Origin of the sequence: Ruminococcus sp. AM26-12LB (assembly GCF_003480785.1) — a bacterium.
GTDB lineage: Bacteria > Bacillota > Clostridia > Lachnospirales > Lachnospiraceae > Blautia_A > Blautia_A fusiformis.
In genome coordinates this window covers 1-18959 of sequence record NZ_QUJX01000017.1, presented here as the reverse complement: position 1 = coordinate 18959, position 18959 = coordinate 1, and the positions used below count along the sequence as shown (strand labels likewise).

Below are 18959 nucleotides of genomic sequence, written 5' to 3'. Positions count from 1 at the left end.
GGAGGGGCGTATTTGAACATTGAACGAATAAAAGAAGAACTTGCAAGAACCTACGTTAAGATTGAAAAGCTACAGAAAAAAGCAAGGGATCTGGAAGAACAGAAGAAACAGGCAGAGGATATGGAGTATCTAAAAATTATCCGAAGCAATGGAGTTTCCGCAGAGGAACTTCAGTTGATGATTGATATCAGCAAGGAGGAACAAAAAAAGATATTGGAAACCAGAGAAAAGGAGCAGACAGAAAATGAAGAAATTTCATAAAAGAGCAGCTGTATTTTTAACCGCAGCTACGTTAGCAGGACTTCCGGCAGGAGCTTTCTTTTATAGTTCGCCCGGAAGTCTGACTGTATGGGCAGATAATGTAGAAGTGGAATCATCAGAAGAAAGCAGCCCGGAAGATGTTGATTTTTCAGATGGATCAGAAGTTGAAATTCATGCAGATCCAGTGGAACAGGCACAGGAAGATGCAGGAAATGATGTGACGGAAACACCGGAAGTAGGGATTACCTTTACAGAACCCGAAGGCTGGCAGACAGATACGGCAACCGTAAAAATTCAAGTGGAAGATACAAAGAATACAGGTGCTTTTTCTATTGCAAAAGTAGAAGCAAGACTTTTAGAAAATGGAGGATGGTCAGACATAACCGGAAATATGGAAGTATCCATCTCTTCTAATTGTAGTGTTTATGTGAGAGTTACCGATCAGAATGGAAATACTTATGAGCAGAATCGTTACATAGAGTGTTTTGATAAAACCAAACCAACTATTATTGCGGCTGCGAAGAACGGGATACTGATCGTGCAGGGAGTTGATGCGGAATCGGGAATTGCTACTTTGTATGTCAATGGAAATGAATTCACAGAACTGACGAATAATACATTAAATGTCCGTTTGCAAAAAGCGGATACTTCCTATGAATACTTTACCCTGCAGGCAAAAGACAAAGCAGGAAATATGTCAGAAATCTATAAAGTAGGAAACCCTTATTATGAAAATCCAGATGCAGTAAAAGAGAATACAGAGGTTTCTGGAACGGAGCAGAATGCAGCTTCTTTGCCAGTCGATGGAACTGCAAGTAAGCCCACCAGTGCTACGGCAACCGTAACGGAACATCAGACAACGAACGAGACTGCTACTGCACCAACAGAACCAGAAAACACAGGAAATGAAATGGATACAGAAGCAGATACCGGACGGGTGCAGGGAGAAAGTTCTGCTTCCGGCATGACAACAGGAACAGTTCAGGACAAAGGGGGAAAGGAATTTTATACGATCAAGACAAAAAGTGATAAGGTTTTTTATCTGATCGTAGATAAGGATAAAACGGATGAAAATGTTTATCTTCTTACAGAGGTAGGCGAAAATGATCTGTTGAACTTTACGGATACCAACATGACCACACTTCCACAGAACCAGGCTATTGCAGAATCCGCACTGCCACTTGAAACAGAGAAGCTCACAGAGACACCGGAACCAGAAGTTACGATCATACCGGAAGAAAAGGAAGAACCTGAGAAGAAAAGCAATAATTCCGGCACGATTTTATTAATGCTGCTGGTTCTGGCAGGAGTTTGTGGTGCTTACTATTATTGGAAATTTATGAAAGGAAGAAATACTTCTTTTGATTATGAAGAGGACGAGGACGACGATGAGGAGGAAGATACAATTCGTGAGGATGATGAAGAATTAGAAGAATATGAAATGGAAGGTGAAGTAGAAGACGAAGAATCAGAGGAATAACTTTGTTTCACTTAATTACAGCGACAGGTGCAGAAAGGAGATAGAAAATTGCAGCTTGTAATTGCGGAAAAACCCAGCGTAGCCAGAAACATTGCGAAGGTGCTTCATGCCACAAACGTAAAAGATGGCTATCTGGAAGGAAAAGAGTATCTGGTTTCCTGGTGTATTGGGCATTTGATTGAACTGGCCAGTGCAGATCAGTACCGGTATGACTGGAAAGCATGGAAATATGAAACACTTCCCATGATTCCGGAGAATTGGAAATATCAGATTAAAGAAAGTACCAAAGGGCAGTTTCGGGTTTTAAAGGAACTGCTTCACAGAGCAGACATCACAGAAGTTATATGTGCAACAGATGCAGGAAGAGAAGGGGAGTTGATTTTCCGTCTGGTATATAACCAGGCAGAATGTAAACTTCCCTTTAAAAGACTGTGGATTTCTTCCATGGAGGAAAAAGCAATTCTGGAAGGATTTCAGCAGCTGAAAGATGGACATGAATATGATGATCTTTATTATTCTGCAGTGGCGCGAAGTGAAGCAGACTGGCTGGTAGGAATTAATGCCACCAGACTGTTTACGGTACTGTATCACCATCGGTTGATTGTAGGTCGGGTGCAGACACCTACACTTGCAATGCTGGTGGAACGGGAAAAGAGCATCGAGAACTTCCAGAAAGAGAAGTATTATCTGGTTCATCTTCTGATGGATGGATTGGATGCTGTAAGCAACCGGATAAAAGAGAAAAGTGCTGCCGTTCAGATGATGGAGGACATGAAGGATGAAACTGCACAGATTCTTTCAGTAAAGAAAGAGAAGAAAAAGGTACAGCCGCCGAAATTATATGATTTGACCACATTACAGAGGGAAGCAAATCGTCTTCTTGGATTTACGGCACAGCAAACCTTGGACTATACCCAAAGCCTTTATGAGAAGAAACTGGTGACGTATCCAAGGACGGATAGCCAATATCTTACAGATGATATGGAAGAAAATGCTCTTCTGGTTGTCGGGGCAGTAAATAGTATGTTTCCTGAAATGTCAATAAAGGGTTCAGAACCAGATATAAAGAGACTTTTGAACAGTAAAAAGGTATCAGATCATCATGCAATTATACCAACGGTAGAAATTACAAACATGGATTTAAAAGCACTTCCGGGTGGAGAAAAGGAAATTCTCATGCTGATTGCATCAAAGTTATTATGTGCATCGGAACAGGAATACATATATGAGAGTATTAAGACTGAAATTTCCTGTCATGGAGAACTATTTACTGCATCTGGAAAGAATGTTCTCCAATATGGATGGAAAGAAGTGGAAGAACGGTTCTTTAAATCATATGGGAAAAATGCAGAAAATCCAGAAGAGGAGGAAAGTGATTTTCCAGATATAAAAATGGGACAGGTATTTGAAAGTGTTGTTGTAAAATTTAGTGAACATTTTACAGCACCGCCGAAGCATTATACGGAGGATACACTTCTTAGTGCCATGGAACACGCTGGTAGCTCGGAAATGACAGAAGACGCAGAGAGAAAAGGTCTTGGGACTCCGGCTACCAGGGCGGCGATTATTGAGAAGCTGGTCGAGAAAGGTTTTATTGAGCGTAAAAAGAAGCAGATATTACCGACAACAGATGGAAGAAATCTGATCAGGATTCTTCCGGAAATGATCAAATCGCCAAAACTTACAGCAGAATGGGAAAATGATCTGACACTGATCGCCAAAGGTCAGAAAAATGCAGAAGAGTTTCTTTACGGAATTGAAAAAATGGTTACCAAACTGGTAAGTGATAATGGAGAGCCAGTGGAAGAATACCAGAAACTATTTTCGGATGATCGAAAAGAGATTGGAAAATGCCCAAGATGTGGCAATAAGGTTTATGTGGGAAATAGAAATTATTATTGCTCAGGAAGTGATTGCAATTTCACGTTATGGAAAAATAACCGATTTTTTGAAAGCCAGGGAAAAACTCTTGATGAAGCAACTGTCAGGAAGCTGCTGAGTGAGAAGCAGGTGCATTTCAAAGATCTGGTATCAGAGAAAACAAAAAGAAAGTATGAAGCAACTATAAAGATGGAGGTTTCAGAAACTGGAAATCCAAAGTTTCAGTTGATTTTCCCGGAACGGAAGAAAGGAAAAAAGAATGAAGAATAAAAAGAATATGAGAAGATTTTTGTCGGGATTCCTGGCAATGCTTACAGTATTATCCACAATTTTATCACCAATGCTGTCTTATGCGGCAGATGTGGTACCAGCACCAGAAGAGCCACCGTTATATGAAGAAATAAAAAATGAACTGGATGCGGATGAGGTGGTAAAAGCAAAAGATCTGGAACTGGAAACAGGCAGCATTTTTGAAGTGGAGAAAGACTTTACCGGACTGGAAATACCAGATGAAAAAAAGGTAAAGATCACTTTCCATGAGGCAAAAAATGAGGAAAAACAGGACTTTACAACAGATTACGAAGATACATACAAAGCTGTTTATTATGTAGAGCCAGTAAGCGGGCATCCAATTTATCAGATTTATCGTAAGCTGATTGTAAAGGAAGCTGCGGTACAGGTTGCTGAATCTGAGAATCAGGAATCTGTAAGCAATCAGGAAAATGAGAATGAAGCAGAAGACGAGGAGCCAGCCATAGGCTCTGCAGAGAGTGAAGAACCTGTGCAGGATAAGGTAAATGCAGAAATTCCGTCAGAGGATGAAATTTATGAAGAAGTAACTCCGACAGAAATTCCTGTTGAGGAAGAGCCAATAGACACATTAATCCCGGAAAACCCGTCTGAGGAAGTTTCAACAGAAGAACCAGCCATAGATAATCCGGATACAGACAGCACATTTGAAGAAATTACAGATACAGATCCGGAAGAAATGCCAGAAGCGACAGACGACTCTTTTACAGACGGAACAGAGAAAATAGAAGATGCAGATGGAAATTATCAGGTAAATATTGTTCGTGGAGAGGAATTTCATATTGAGCTGAACCATGAAGATGGACAGTATCAGCCAGGAGAAACCGTTGTATTTTCCGGAGATATGCCGCAAGGCAGCTTAATTGCAGTAGGAACAACAAAAGTACAAGCAAACCAGACAGAGAATACAGAAGATTTATTATATTCAGAGGTGACTTATCACGAAGAATCGGATAAATTCAGTTTTGAAATGCCAGCAGATGACATTGATCTAAGTGTTTCCACGGATCAGGCAGAGAACGGTATCATGTTACTTGCAGCCGATACTCCATGGGATGATGCAACAAATATTGAAGCAAATAAATATTACTATTATTCAGATGGCCAGCTTCATCCGTTTGATACAGTTATGGGACAGGGTGGAAATGACAGCTACAAATATGTTCGTTACAAAGCAGGCGGAAAGACTTATACAGTAAATGCGTATTGTATGCAGCACTCCATGCAGTCACCTCCAAGTGGGACAACATATAAAAATATGGTTGAACTGGATGAGGGCGGTGATGATAAATATTTGAGAAAAGCCTTATTCTATGGATATGGCGGTCCAGGATGGGGACATACATTCAATGGATATAATGTAAAATCCATTATGGAAAAATATGGATGCAGTTCTGAGACAAGAGCCATGCAGCATTACCTGGTTGACTATTTATATGATGGCGAATCTGGATTTGGAGGTGCGCTTTCTACAACCGCTAAAAATATGCTGAAAGAGATTAAAGCAGCTCTTGCTAAAATGCCTGATCCGACAGCAATGAAACTTCTTCCAGGACTTTCCGTTAATGCAACGGGAAAGGAAACCGAAAGTTTTACCTGGAAGGCAAATGAAGCATTTACCATTACGATTCATCTGGAGAACGGAGTAAGCCTTGTTAATGAAACCACAGGAAAAACGGCATCTGGAAATGTCACTGTAAAGGGTGGAGAGAAATTCCATCTTGTAGCTACAACAGCCAATATGGGTAGCCTGAAAGGAAAGTATGCGATTACATCTAATTTCCCTTTGGATTTCCATGCAATGCTCTTAAAATTGGAGAGTTCACAGGACATTGGTTTTGGCTACTATACGGATTCCTCTGACCTGCAGATTACAGTTGACTGGCCGGAAGAAGCAGTTATTGAAATTACAAAGAAAGATGGAGATACTGGAAAAAATCTAGCTGGAGCCGTGTATGGGGTATATAGTGATAACGCCTGCACAAAGCTGATTGCTAAAATGCCGCCAACAGACAGCAATGGTTCTTCACGTGTAACTCTTACCAAGACACAGGATACTGTTTACTTAAAAGAGATTACAGCACCGGAAGGTTATGTTGTCCAGGCTTCTTCGTATGGAGTGAAATTAGTAGTTGGCAGTACAACCAAACAGACTGTAACGGACAAAGAGCAGAAAGGAAATCTGACCGTTTATAAAGAGGGAGAAGTTTTTGTAGGAGCTGTATCTGATGAAAATGGAACTTCATTCCAGTATGAGAAACGCCGTCAGAAAGGAGCCGTTTATAACGTATATGCTGCCGAGGATATTGTAACAGCAGGTGGAAAAACAGTTTACAAAAAAGGCGCAGAAGTAGCGAAAAATCTGATCACAGGTGAGAACGGTTCTGTAACGGTAAAGAATCTTCCGCTTGGAAGCTATAATGTAACAGAAGCACAGGCTCCGGAAAATTTTTATAATGCAAAAGAAACAAAAAAAGTAACCATTTCTTATGCAGGGCAGACTGCAGAAGCGGCTTTCTCAGAGACTACCTTTACAAATGACCGTCAGAAAGCAGTGGTGCAGGTGATAAAGAAAGACAAAGATACTGAAAATACACTATCCGGAGGGCATTTTGCTCTGTTTGCAGCGCAGGATATGAAAACTGTGGATGGAAAAGTAGCAGTAAAAAAAGATGCTCTGATTGAGACTGCAATTACTGGTACTGATGGAAAAGCAGCATTTAAAGCAGATCTTCCAGTGGGATTTTCTTATTATGTAAAAGAAGTCCAGGCTCCGGCTGGTTATGTCAGAAATGAGAAAGATACTTATTCTTTCCAGTTCAGTTATACCAATGATGAACAGGCAAAAATTTCTTTCAGTCATACTTTTGTGAATGACAGGGTCAGTGCTGCAATCTCTTTGAATAAAAAAGATGCCGAGACAAAAGAAAATAAGGCACAGGGAGATGCTTCCCTGGAAAATGCGGTGTATGGACTTTATGCAAGAAACGACATTACCCATCCAGATGGAAAGACAGGCGTTATTTATAAAGCCGGAAGCCAGATTGGTACGCTAACTACCGATAAAGAAGGAAAAGCAAGGATAGAGAATCTTTATCTTGGAGAGTATTACATCAAGGAAATTACCCCATCCGTAGGATATCTGGCAGACGAGCATGAATATGATCTTGTATGCAGTGATGAAGGTGATCTGACAGCGGTTGTAGAAAAAGAGTGTACCTCACTGGAAACGGTGAAGAAACAGCCGTTTGAACTTATTAAAGCTGCCAATAATGGAGACACAGATGCTGCATTACTATCCGGAGCTGGATTTAGTGCATATCTGGTATCTTCTTTGGTGGTAAAAGAGGATGGAAATTATGATTTTTCCTCTGCAGAGCCGGTTGTGATCGGTGAAAATGGAGCAACGGAAATTTTTACAAATGAGAAAGGCGATGTAAAATCCATTGCAATTCCATATGGAACATATCTGGTGAGAGAAACTACAACACCCCATAATTACAAACCTGTAGATGATTTTATTGTCCGGATTACAGAGAATAAACCAACAGAGCCGCAGACATGGAGAGTTCTTTTGGATAAAGAATTTTCTGCAAAATTGAAAATTATCAAACAGGATGATGAGACTAAAAAATCTGTTCTAATTCCGGGAACAGAGTTTAAAATTTATGATATGGATCATGAAAAATATGTAGAGCAGGTAACTACATACCCGACAACCGTTACACATATCTCTTATTTCACAGATACAGATGGATATCTGATCCTGCCGCAGAATTTAAAAATCGGTCATTATAGAATCGAAGAGGTAACAGCACCGGACGGTTATACCATTAACAAAAATTATGTCGAAATACAGGTGGACACCAATACCCTGTATCAGACTGATCCGGTATCAGGTGATGCAATCATTGAAGTTGTATATGAGAATCATCCGGTGAAAGGAAAACTCACTGTACAGAAAAAAGGAGAGGTTCTTTCGACCTATAAGAATGATTTTAAGTATGAAGTTCAGAATCTTTCCGGTGCAGTATATGAAGTGTATGCTGCAGAGGATATTTATACAGCTGATTTCCAGAAAGATGACACAGGAAAAAGAATCCTGGAATATGCAAAGGGTGCAAAAGTTGCAGAACTGACAACGGATGAATCCGGAAAAGCAGATCTTGATAATCTGCCTTTAGGAGAATATAAAGTGGTAGAAAAGACTGCACCAGAGGGATTTGTATTAAATAAAGAAGAACAGAAAATTTCTTTCGTCTATGCAGACCAGGATACACCAGTGATCTCACAGAGTGCAGAGTTTATAAATGACCGCCAGAAAGTAGAAGTGTCAGTTGTGAAAAAAGATGCTGAAAATGAGAAAGGGCTTTCTGGAGCAGAGTTTGGTCTTTACGCAAAAGAGGATATAAAAGCAGGGGATAAGGTACTGGTAAAAGCAGACGAACTGCTTACAAAAGCGGTAACAGGTGAAGATGGAAAAGCTGTTTTTGAGCAGGATCTGCCATTTGGAACTTATTATATAAAAGAACTGGCAGCCCCAGATGGTTTTGTATCTTCGGATGAGCAGATTGAGGTGACTGCGAAATATCAGGGACAGGAAGTAAAAACAGTAAAACTGGAAACTGTTTTTAGGAATGCGCCGACAACAACTGAATTTACGAAATCAGATATTACAACAGGTGTGGAACTTGACGGAGCAACACTGACGGTTTTGGATTCAGACGGAAAAGAAGTAGAAAAATGGACTTCTGTAAAAGGAAAAGCTCATGTAATAAAGAGACTCCATGTGGGAAAAACCTACACACTTCGGGAAGAGTTTGCACCATATGGTTATCTGCAGGCAGAGGAAGTGAAATTTACAGTTTCTGATACCGCAGAAGTTCAAAAAGTAGAGATGAAGGATGCTGTTCCGGTTGGACGAATCATCATCAATAAAAAAGGTGAATTTGTCAAAGAAGTTACCTGGAAAGATATGCTGGCAGGCGGCATGGACGCAGCATTTGGCTATGTTACAGGTTCTTTGAAAGATGTTACTTTTGAAATTTATGCAGCGGAGGATATCAAGGCTGCAGATGGGGAAAGCAGTGATTATTATAAAAAGGACGAACTGGTAGCAACAATTACGACAGATGCTCTTGGATATGCAAGATCAGAAGATCTTCCTTTAGGCAAATATTATGTAAAGGAAAAAGAGACGGCGGATGGATATGTTCTGGATGGAGAAATCAGAGAGGTTGATCTGACTTATCGTGATCAGAATACTCCGGTTGTGACTTATGATGAGGACTGGCAGAATAACCGCCAGAAAGCAAAAGTAACTGTAGTTAAGAAAGAAAAAAATACAGACCGTGTTCTGGAAGGCGGAGTATTTGCACTTTATACAAAGAATGATATTTTAAATGCAGAAGGCGAAGTAATCCTGAAAGCAGATACCATGATCGAGCAGAAAGCTACGGATCAGGATGGAAGGATTGTATTTACGGCAGATCTTCCAATCAATGGTAGCTACTATGTAAAAGAAGTGCAGGCTCCTGCTGGATTTGTGACAACAGAAGAAATCAAGGAATTTGATTTTGCTTATGCGGGAGAAGAGGTTGCAGAAGTATCCTTTGAGTTCACTTATGAAGATGAGCCAACTACTTTTGAAATCACAAAATCAGATATTACAACCGGGGAAGAATTACCAGGTGCAAAACTGAAAGTATCCGATTCAGAGGGAAACGTTGTGGATGAGTGGACTTCCGGAAGCACACCACACATCATTAAGGAACTGGAAGTTGGAAAGAAATATACATTAACAGAGACAATTCCTGCTGATGGTTATGCAACTGCAGAATCCATTACGTTTGTAGTAGAAAATACTGCAGATATACAGAAAGTAGAAATGCAGGATGATACAACAAAAATTCTGATCAGTAAAGTTGATATGACAGATGGAAGCAGCGAGGTCAAAGGTGCTAAACTGTATATTCTTAATGAAAACCAGGAAGTTATGGAAAGCTGGACATCTGGTGATCAGCCCCATTATGTAGAGAAACTTTCAGTCGGCACTTATACGTTGTTGGAGGAAACAGCACCGAAAGGCTATATTGTGGCAAATAAAGTGACATTTGAGGTTAAGGACACCGGAGATGTTCAGGGAGCCAAAATGGAAGATGAACAGGCAATGGGCAAGGTAATCTTAAATAAAACGGATAAAGATACCAAGAAGCCAATGAAAGGTGTAGAATTTGCCCTTTGTGACAGCAAAGGTAAAGTTCTGGAAACTCTGGTAACAGACAGTGCTGGTCATGCAGAATCAAAGAATTATCCGATTGCGACTTTTAAGAATGGGCAGTATAAAAAAGCAATCACATATATCCTGAAAGAAACAAAAACACTGGATGGCTATCAGCTTGATGAAACCGAGCATAAGATTCAGTTTGAATATGTCAATGACCGTACTCCTGTGATTGAATATACTCTGGATCTGACAAATAAGAAAGCTCCGGAAAAAGACACTCCGGAAACATCAGAAAACCAGGGAGTCAGCACTCCTGGTTCCCATGGTTCTGATGCGACTTCTGTATCCAATTCACCAAAAACAGGAGATAATACAAATATTGCTATTTTTGTGCTGGCACTTGCAGTATCAGCAGGATGTCTGGGAACTGTAGTGACAGTTAAGAGAAAACGCAAATGATAATATAAATAGTGTTCTGGGGCTGTGGTTACTGCACAGCCCCATTTTGAAAAGGAGAAGAAATTGAAATTAGGAGCAAGAATAAGAAAAATCCGTATGTTTCGCAACATAACTCAAAAGGAATTGGGACGCAGATTAGGATATGGGGAAAGTAGTGCGGATGTGAGAATCGCCCAATATGAAAGTGGACAGCGTACACCGAAGCAGGAAACGCTTATCCGGATAGCAGAAATATTGGAAGTTGATGTCCGAAATTTTTTAAGTCCTGGAATTGCGACAATGGACGAATTAATGGAAACTTTATTCTGGATGGATGAAGAAAATAGAGGGCTTTTTCATCTGTTCCTGCTAAATGATTCAGAAAGTGAAACAGTTGGAATCACAATGAGGGATAAAAAAACAATGTCTTATCTGCAGGAATGGATGGGGAAAAAGCAGAAACTGGGCGATGGAAGAATCACAGAAGAGGAATATCTGGAATGGAAACTGCATTGGCCAGAGGATAAGAGAAAAACAGAATATAAAACCGTATGAAGTAAAAAGGAATTGCTTTGCGGAGAGTTACCTGTTAGAATATTACTGGAGTAACCGTGTACAGGGTTGGTAAAAACCTCCTGGATTTTCAGATCCCGTTAAGGGATACAGAAGAAGGGAGGTGGAGCGAATGGATACATACGAAGTCTTGAGCTTATTGTTCTTAGGCGGTACGTTTCTGATTGCTTTGCTTGCCTATTTGGATAATAGGGACAACAAGCGAAAAAAATAGCCTACCCTGTCTGCCAACAGGATAGGCAGCTCTCTTTGAGAGCAAAATAAATTAAAACCTAATCCAGGAGCATCCACCTTGTGGGCGGTTACTCTTTTCAATTAGAATATAGCATTTTCTCTCCGAAAAGTAAAGTACATTTTATGCAGCCAATTCTAAAAAGAGTAGGCTGTTTTTTATTGACAGGAGGGAAGTTAAATGTCTAAACTACAGGACATCCGAAACTTGATACAGGAACATGCCGTATCAGTGAGCAGTTCGCCAGGGGATTGGATGGATTATATGGACACAGCATCAAGGTTATATCGGTATTCTTTTTCAGACCAGCTTCTGATCCATGCACAGCGTCCAGACGCAACAGCCTGTGCATCACTGGAACTATGGAATGAAAAGATGTTACGCTGGGTAAATCGTGGTGCAAGAGGAATTGCCCTGTTTGATGAAACCTGGCAGAACACCAAACTTCGTTATGTGTTTGATATTTCGGACACCCACATGGTAGCCGGAGGCAGAAGCCCGTATCTGTGGCAGATGCAGGAACACCAGAGAGAAGAGATCCTTACGCATCTGGAAGAGGTCTATGGTCTGGAAGAAAAGGATACGGCAACCTTGCAGGACGCATTGATGGCGGTCGCAAGGGAGATGGTCAGTGACAATCTGGAAGAATATCTGGATGGATTGGAATATGCAGTAGAAAATACTTATCTGGAAGATTTGGATGAGGTGACGATCCGCAGTGATTTCCGCCAGCTGGTAACAGACAGTGTTTACTATATGCTTTCCAGACGATGTGGGATTGAGCCAATGGAACTTCTGGAAGAAGAGGATTTCATGCACATCACAGATTACAACCATCTGTCTGCCCTTACATTCCTTGGAAATGCAGTGAGTCAGCTCAGTGAGAGTATTCTGATCGATATTGGAAGAATTGTACATAAAATTTCTCTGGAAGAAGCGAGAAAAGAGGTTGAAATTTCAAAGGAAAGGAATTATAATAACTTTACCACGTTAATGCGTGAAACTAAAAACCGGGATGCAGAAACGAAAAAAGAAGAAAATATTGAAAATGAAGGAGGAACCGATTATGGAACTGACATATCATCGCAAGGGAGATTACCTGTTTCCGAATCTGACCGTCGAAGAGGAAGAAGTGACGATCGGGAAATACGGGATGCTGCGGAGGACATTTCTGAAGGAACACAAGAACAGCCTTTATCAGAGCCTGTTCCTGACCGGGAAGCTGAACAGCCATCTGGAACAGATCGAGAAAGCAGCACAGGAGAGAATGGACAGCCAGATGGAGAAATTACTGGAGAAGAATCCGGCACCGGACAAGGAAGCAGATCCGATGGCATGGACAGCACACATGAACGCACTGATGGCAACAGCGGAAGAGAGCATCTTGACGGAATTGGTATACAGTTAGTCGAAGATACAAGAGAAGATGGATTGAGTAAAGCAGAGGAAGAGATCGCCTCTGCTTTATCTTTGCCCGAATATCCAACCGCAAATGAACAAAGACGGCAGATCGAGGAAAGGGCAGCTGCCCTTTATGCCGGAGAAATCCCGATTCCAGAGGAAGTTGTTGATGAGATCTTACGGACAGGAGGAAACCGGAAAGCCAGCCAGCTCCGGATCATCTATAATTTCATGAGCGAACAGACACCGGAGGAATATACGGAGTTTGTAAAGCGTGAATACCGTAAAGGTGGAAAAGGCTTTCAGATTGATGGAAATGAATATTCAGTCTGGTTTGATGAAACTGGGATGCAGATCGCAGTGGGGCATACGGTTACAGACCATATCTTAGATAAGGCATTTTTATCATGGGAGGATGTCAGCGGACGTATCCATCAGCTTTTAGACCAGGGTGAATATGCACCACAGTCTGTATTGGATGCGGCAAGAAGTAATGCAGTAAAAGAACACGCCCAGGCTCTTGCCTATATGAAAGGGGATATGGCAGAAGGAGTAGCGGAGATTGTCTTTGACGAAGAGGACTTACCACATCTTCGCAGTATTTATCCAGAGATCACGGATTATTTAGAAGAAAAAATAGAAGATCCCCAGTGGCTTTCGGAACTGAATGAGAGACTGGATGCACTGGCAGAAGCCTATGAAATGGACAGCTCTCTTATGCGTTTCCATCACTATAATCCGATAAATATCTCAAAGCAGTTTCAGAAGTTTGCTGCGGAGGTCATCCCTTATCAGGCAAGAGATGGGTTTGCATGGAAAGAACATCAGATGTTCATTACCCAGGATGAGATAGATGCTTTTCTCGCAAGGGGTGGCCCTTATTCAAAAGATAGGCTCAAAACTTATTCTTTTTATTTGTTAAATGAAAATGAAAAATCCAGAACGGATTTTATTAAAGAAAAGTATGGAACCAATAAAAGGATTCATGCACTGCCTGATGTAGATGAGTTTTATGTAAATTATGATAGGAAAGGACTGCTTCTTGCAAGAGGTGATGATAATAGTCCATATACTTCAATTTCATTATCTTGGAAGAAAGTTGCCAATAGAATATCCTATCTGATAAAGAATGACCAGTTCCTGCAGGCAGAAGATTATGTCCATATGTCGGAGTATGAACGGGAACAGATGGCGAATAAGATACTTAGTTTTTATGCTCGTCTTCCGGAAGGAATAGACAGACCATTTACCAATGACTTTTTTGGGGATGTGTCGAGAGCAGAATTGATGGCAGTGTTGGAAGGAACAGAGCAGACAGAGGAACTGTTACAGAAGATGGATGCGGCATTGGCAGCTCTGCCATTGGATTTTGAAGCATATGGGACAAACTATCAGCAGAAAACAGAACTTCTTTCGGAACTTCATCAGTATGTAGAGGGGACTTACACAATATTCCCAACACCGGAAGCAGAACCATCCTTTGCGGGGCCGTCTGGTCATCAGATGACCATGTTTGATTTCTTAGATACTAAGTCGGTAACAGAACCGACCGTAGTAGATATGTCAGATGTAGAGGAAATAGAAGAGGAAGAGGTTACTGCCAAAGAAGATATTCCGGAAAGTCAGGAACAGGAAAAAGCTGTGTTAGAACCACACAACTTCCGTATCCAGGATAATGACCTTGGTGCAGGCGGTCCGAAGGCAAAGTATAAAACAAATATGGAAGCCATCCATTTGTTACAGACTTTGGAGAAAGAAGAACGTCTGGCAACACCCGAAGAACAGGAAATCTTATCCCGTTATGTTGGATGGGGTGGCATCCCACAGGCATTTGAGGAGAGTAACAGCAGCTGGGCGAATGAGTATCTGGAATTAAAGAATACCTTATCATCAGAAGAATACAGTGCAGCAAGGGCATCGACCTTAAACGCTTTTTATACGTCCCCGACCGTGATCCGAAGTATGTATGAAGTACTGGAAAATATGGGACTGAAACAGGGAAATATTTTGGAACCGTCCTGTGGTGTCGGTAACTTTATGGGACTGATCCCGGAGAGTATGGGCAAAGCCAATATGTATGGTGTGGAACTTGACCCGGTTTCGGGCAGGATCGCAAAACAGCTTTACCAGAAAAATAAGATTGCAGTACAGGGATTTGAGGAAACCAGTTATCCGGACAGCTTTTTCGACTGTGTGATAGGCAATGTTCCATTTGGGGCGTATCAGGTCAGTGACCGCAGATATGACCGGCATCATTTTATGATCCATGATTATTTTATTGCAAAATCCCTTGATCTGGTGCGTCCGGGCGGCGTAGTTGCAGTGGTAACTTCCAGTGGAACGATGGATAAGCAGAATCCGGCAGTGAGACAGTATATCGCAAACCGGGCAGAACTGCTTGGAGCCATCCGATTACCGAATAATGCGTTCCAGAGAAATGCCAATACCAGCGTTGTTTCTGATATTCTGTTTTTCCAGAAAAGGGACAGGGCATCCATTGAGGAACCGGAATGGTTAAATTTAAAGGAAACACCGGAAGGCTATTCAGTCAATGCTTATTTTGCAGAGCATCCGGAAATGGTGCTTGGTGAGTTTACTACAGAAAGTACCCAGTATGGAAAGCAGGAAGTGACCGTAAAACCAAAAGAAGGAATTACCTTAGAAGAACAGTTAAAAGAAGCCGTCCAGAATATCCATGGCACGATCACGGAACTGGAACTTTCGGATACAGAGCTGGAGGAGGATGTTGTCTCTATCCCGGCAGACCCGGAGGTAAAGAATTTCAGTTTTACCGTAGTGAATGATGAAGTCTATTACCGGGAAAATTCTGTGATGAACCGCATAGAGCTTCCGGCAATGACAGCGGAACGTGTCAAAGGGATGGTGAAGATCCGTGATGTTACGAATGAACTGATCCAGTGTCAAATGGAAGAGGGAAGCGCTGAACAGATCACAAAGCTGCAGGAAAAACTCAATGAAGAATATGATGCCTTTACAGCAAAATATGGTCTTATCAGCAGCAATGCCAATAAGCGGGCATTCAGCCAGGACAGCAGCTATTGTCTTTTGACTTCTCTGGAATTTCTGGATGATAAGGGAGAACTGAAACGAAAAGCGGATATTTTTACCAAAAGGACAATCCGCAGGGCAGAAACGGTAACTTCTGTAGATACTGCCAGTGAAGCACTTGCGGTTTCTATCGGTGAGAGGGCAGGCGTTGACCTTTCCTATATGGCACAGCTTTCCGGGAAAACAGAAGAGAAGCTTACCGAAGAACTGGCGGGGGTAATCTTTAAGAATCCGATTAGTGAAAAATGGGAGCCATCGGACGAATATCTTTCTGGAAATGTAAGAGAGAAACTGCAGATCGCCAAACAGTTTGCAGAAGATCACCCAGAATATCAGGTGAATGTGCAGTATTTAGAGCAGGTACAGCCAAAAGATCTGGATGCGTCAGAGATTGAGGCAAGACTTGGAGCAACCTGGATTTCAGAGAACTATATCACACAGTTCATGGCAGAGACATTCCATACACCAAGATATTATGTAGGGAGCAAGGTCAAAGTCCAGTATGCCGAAGTGACCGGACAATGGAATGTTATGGGAAAGAATGTGGACAGCTACGGAAATGCCCTTGTCACTTCCACTTATGGAACACAGAGAGCCAATGCCTACCGTCTTTTGGAAGATGCCTTAAACCTTAGAGATACCAAGATTTATGACACGGTACAGGATGCCGAGGGGGAACACCGGGAATTAAACCGGAAGGAAACAATGCTGGCACAGCAGAAGCAGGAGCTGATCAAAGAGGAATTTAAAGAGTGGATATTTAAAGACCTGCACCGACGGGAAGATCTCTGTAAGATTTATAATGAACGATTTAACAGCATCCGTCCACGGGAATATGATGGAAGCCATATTCAGTTTGTCGGCATGAACCCGGAGATCACCTTGATGCCGCATCAGAAAAACGCAGTGGCTCATGTGCTGTATGGAAATAATACGTTACTGGCTCATTGCGTAGGAGCAGGAAAGACGTTCCAGATGATCGCAGCCGGTATGGAATCAAAACGGCTGGGACTCTCACAAAAGAATCTTTATGTTGTGCCAAACCATCTGACCGAGCAGTGGGGCAGTGATTTCCTACGTCTCTATCCGGGAGCAAATATCCTGGTGGCAACGAAGAAAGACTTTGAGCCGGCAAACCGAAAACGGTTCTGTTCCCGTATTGCGACAGGGGATTATGATGCCGTGATCATCGGCCATACGCAGTTTGAGAAAATCCCTCTTTCAAGAGAACGGCAGATTGCCATGCTGGAAGATCAGATCGCAGATATTACGTTTTCCATTGAAGAAGCGGCACATCAGGCAGGGCAGAATTATACCATCAAGCAGTTGGAAAAAACAAAGAAGAGTCTGCAGGCGAGGATGAAGAAACTCAATGACCAGACTAGAAAGGATGATGTAGTAACTTTTGAGCAGTTGGGTGTAGACCGGCTGTTTGTGGATGAGAGCCATAGTTTTAAGAACCTTTTTTTGTATACAAAAATGCGGAATGTGGCGGGTATCTCACAGACGGATGCACAGAAAAGTTCGGATATGTTTATGAAATGCCGGTATATGGATGAACTGACAGGCGGCAGAGGAATCACCTTTGCTACAGGTACTCCTGTATCAAATAGTATGACCGAGCTTTACACTATCATGCGTTATCTTCAGTATGACACACTCATGCGTATGGGTATGGGACACTTTGATTCCTGGGCGGCAACGTTTGGGGAGACAGTAACCGCAATCGAATTATCACCGGAAGGAACGGGCTATCGTGCGAAAACACGGTTTGCCCGTTTTTTTAATCTTCCAGAGCTGATCTCCATTTTTAAGGAAGCTGCGGATATTCAGACATCGGATATGCTGAATCTTCCTGTACCGGAAGCAGAGTTTATCAATGAAGTCTTAAAACCAAGTGAAGAACAGCAGGAAATGGTCAGTGCCTTTTCGGAACGTGCGGAAGAAGTAAGAGCCGGTCTTGTGAATCCAACGGTGGACAACATGCTCAAGATTACCAATGACGGAAGAAAATGTGCATTGGATCAGAGGCTATTAAATGAACTCCTTCCGGATGCAGAAAAAAGCAAGGTCAATACCTGTGTGGAAAATGCTTTTCAGGTATGGGACGAGGGAAAAGCAGACCGGACAACACAGCTGATCTTCTGTGACTTGTCTACTCCAAAAGGGGATGGGACTTTCAATGTATATGATGATGTCCGAAACAAACTGGTTGCCAGGGGAATCCCGAAAGAAGAGATTGCTTTTATCCATGAATACAACACGGAGGCAAAGAAAGCGGAACTGTTTGCAAAGGTACGGGCTGGACAGGTGAGAATCCTGATGGGTTCCACTCCAAAACTCGGTGCAGGTACCAACGTACAGGACAGACTGATTGCTCTCCATCACCTTGACTGTCCATGGAAACCGTCTGATCTGGAGCAGCAGGAAGGACGTATCTTAAGACAGGGAAACCAGAATGACAAAGTAAAGATATTCCGGTATGTGACGGAGAACACTTTTGATGCGTATATGTGGCAGATTTTGGAGAATAAGCAGAAGTTCATCAGCCAGATCATGACCAGTAAATCCCCGGTCAGAGCTTGTGAAGATGTGGATGATACGGCACTGTCCTATGCCGAGATTAAGGCTCTTGCTACAGGTAATCCGTACATTAAGGAAAAAATGGATCTGGATGTGCAGGTGAGTAAGCTGAAACTTCTAAAGGCAAACCACACCAGTCAGATTTATCGTCTGGAATCCGATATTGCAAAGAATTTCCCGGTACAGATCAGTGCATTGAAAGAGCGGATTGCCGGGATGCAGATAGATTCCCAGGTAGTAAAAAGCGTGGATTTACAGGACAATGACACGTTTGTCATGACGGTAGGGAATGTCCTTTATGAAGATAAGAAAGAAGCAGGCGAAGCGTTGATCGCTGCTTGTGCAGGATTAAAAACCGTCAGCACCGGCGGAAAGGTCGGAGAATATCATGGGTTTACGTTATCCGCTTCCTACAATATGTTCTCCAATGCGTTTGAACTGACGGTCAAAGGAAAATGCTCTTATAAGCTGGAGATCGGAAAAGACCCGGTAGGAAATATGCAGCG

General features: G+C 42.0%; 8 protein-coding genes and 1 pseudogene. All 9 read left to right on the top strand.

The window, feature by feature from the left end:
* Positions 1–12: 12 nt before the first annotated feature.
* Positions 13–261, top strand: coding sequence for a DUF4315 family protein (locus DW694_RS13120; RefSeq protein WP_021652602.1), 249 nt, complete (start codon positions 13–15; stop codon positions 259–261).
* Positions 245–1741 carry a CD1107 family mobile element protein gene (locus tag DW694_RS13115; RefSeq protein WP_118753150.1) on the top strand — a complete coding sequence of 499 codons (1497 nt, stop codon included), beginning with the start codon at positions 245–247 and terminating at the stop codon, positions 1739–1741. Before DW694_RS13120 ends, DW694_RS13115 begins: the two co-directional genes overlap by 17 nt.
* 48 nt (positions 1742–1789) lie before the next feature.
* Complete coding sequence (locus tag DW694_RS13110) at positions 1790–3892, top strand: DNA topoisomerase 3 (RefSeq protein ID WP_118511755.1); 2103 nt, start codon at positions 1790–1792, stop codon at positions 3890–3892.
* Complete coding sequence (locus DW694_RS13105) at positions 3882–10616, top strand: SpaA isopeptide-forming pilin-related protein (RefSeq protein ID WP_118753149.1); 6735 nt, start codon at positions 3882–3884, stop codon at positions 10614–10616. The genes DW694_RS13110 and DW694_RS13105 overlap by 11 nt, the downstream gene beginning before the upstream one ends.
* Positions 10617–10679: 63 nt before the next feature.
* Positions 10680–11150 (top strand): helix-turn-helix transcriptional regulator, encoded by a 471-nt coding sequence (locus DW694_RS13100; RefSeq protein ID WP_044925916.1) that lies wholly within the window; start codon positions 10680–10682, stop codon positions 11148–11150.
* A 130-nt stretch (positions 11151–11280) separates the two neighbouring features.
* On the top strand, positions 11281–11382 hold the full coding sequence (locus tag DW694_RS17285; RefSeq protein ID WP_015524590.1) for a putative holin-like toxin: 102 nt from the start codon (positions 11281–11283) through the stop codon (positions 11380–11382).
* Between the two features lie 524 nt (positions 11383–11906).
* The gene (locus DW694_RS17280) at positions 11907–12035 is read left to right on the top strand and encodes a hypothetical protein (protein WP_259893456.1); all 129 of its coding nucleotides are present in this window, start codon (positions 11907–11909) and stop codon (positions 12033–12035) included.
* A 380-nt stretch (positions 12036–12415) separates the two neighbouring features.
* Positions 12416–12808, top strand: a complete 393-nt coding sequence (locus tag DW694_RS17275) for a TnpV protein (RefSeq protein ID WP_317258977.1) — start codon at positions 12416–12418, stop codon at positions 12806–12808.
* A 1649-nt stretch (positions 12809–14457) separates the two neighbouring features.
* Positions 14458–18959 (top strand): annotated as a pseudogene (locus DW694_RS17520) (SNF2-related protein); the annotation flags it as partial.

Coding starts and splice junctions, on each gene's coding strand:
- DW694_RS13105 (WP_118753149.1), top strand. CDS start 3,882: ATGAAGAATAAAAAGAATATGAGAAGATTTTTGTCGGGATTCCTGGCA.
- DW694_RS17275 (WP_317258977.1), top strand. CDS start 12,416: ATGCAGAAACGAAAAAAGAAGAAAATATTGAAAATGAAGGAGGAACCG.
- DW694_RS13115 (WP_118753150.1), top strand. CDS start 245: ATGAAGAAATTTCATAAAAGAGCAGCTGTATTTTTAACCGCAGCTACG.
- DW694_RS17285 (WP_015524590.1), top strand. CDS start 11,281: ATGGATACATACGAAGTCTTGAGCTTATTGTTCTTAGGCGGTACGTTT.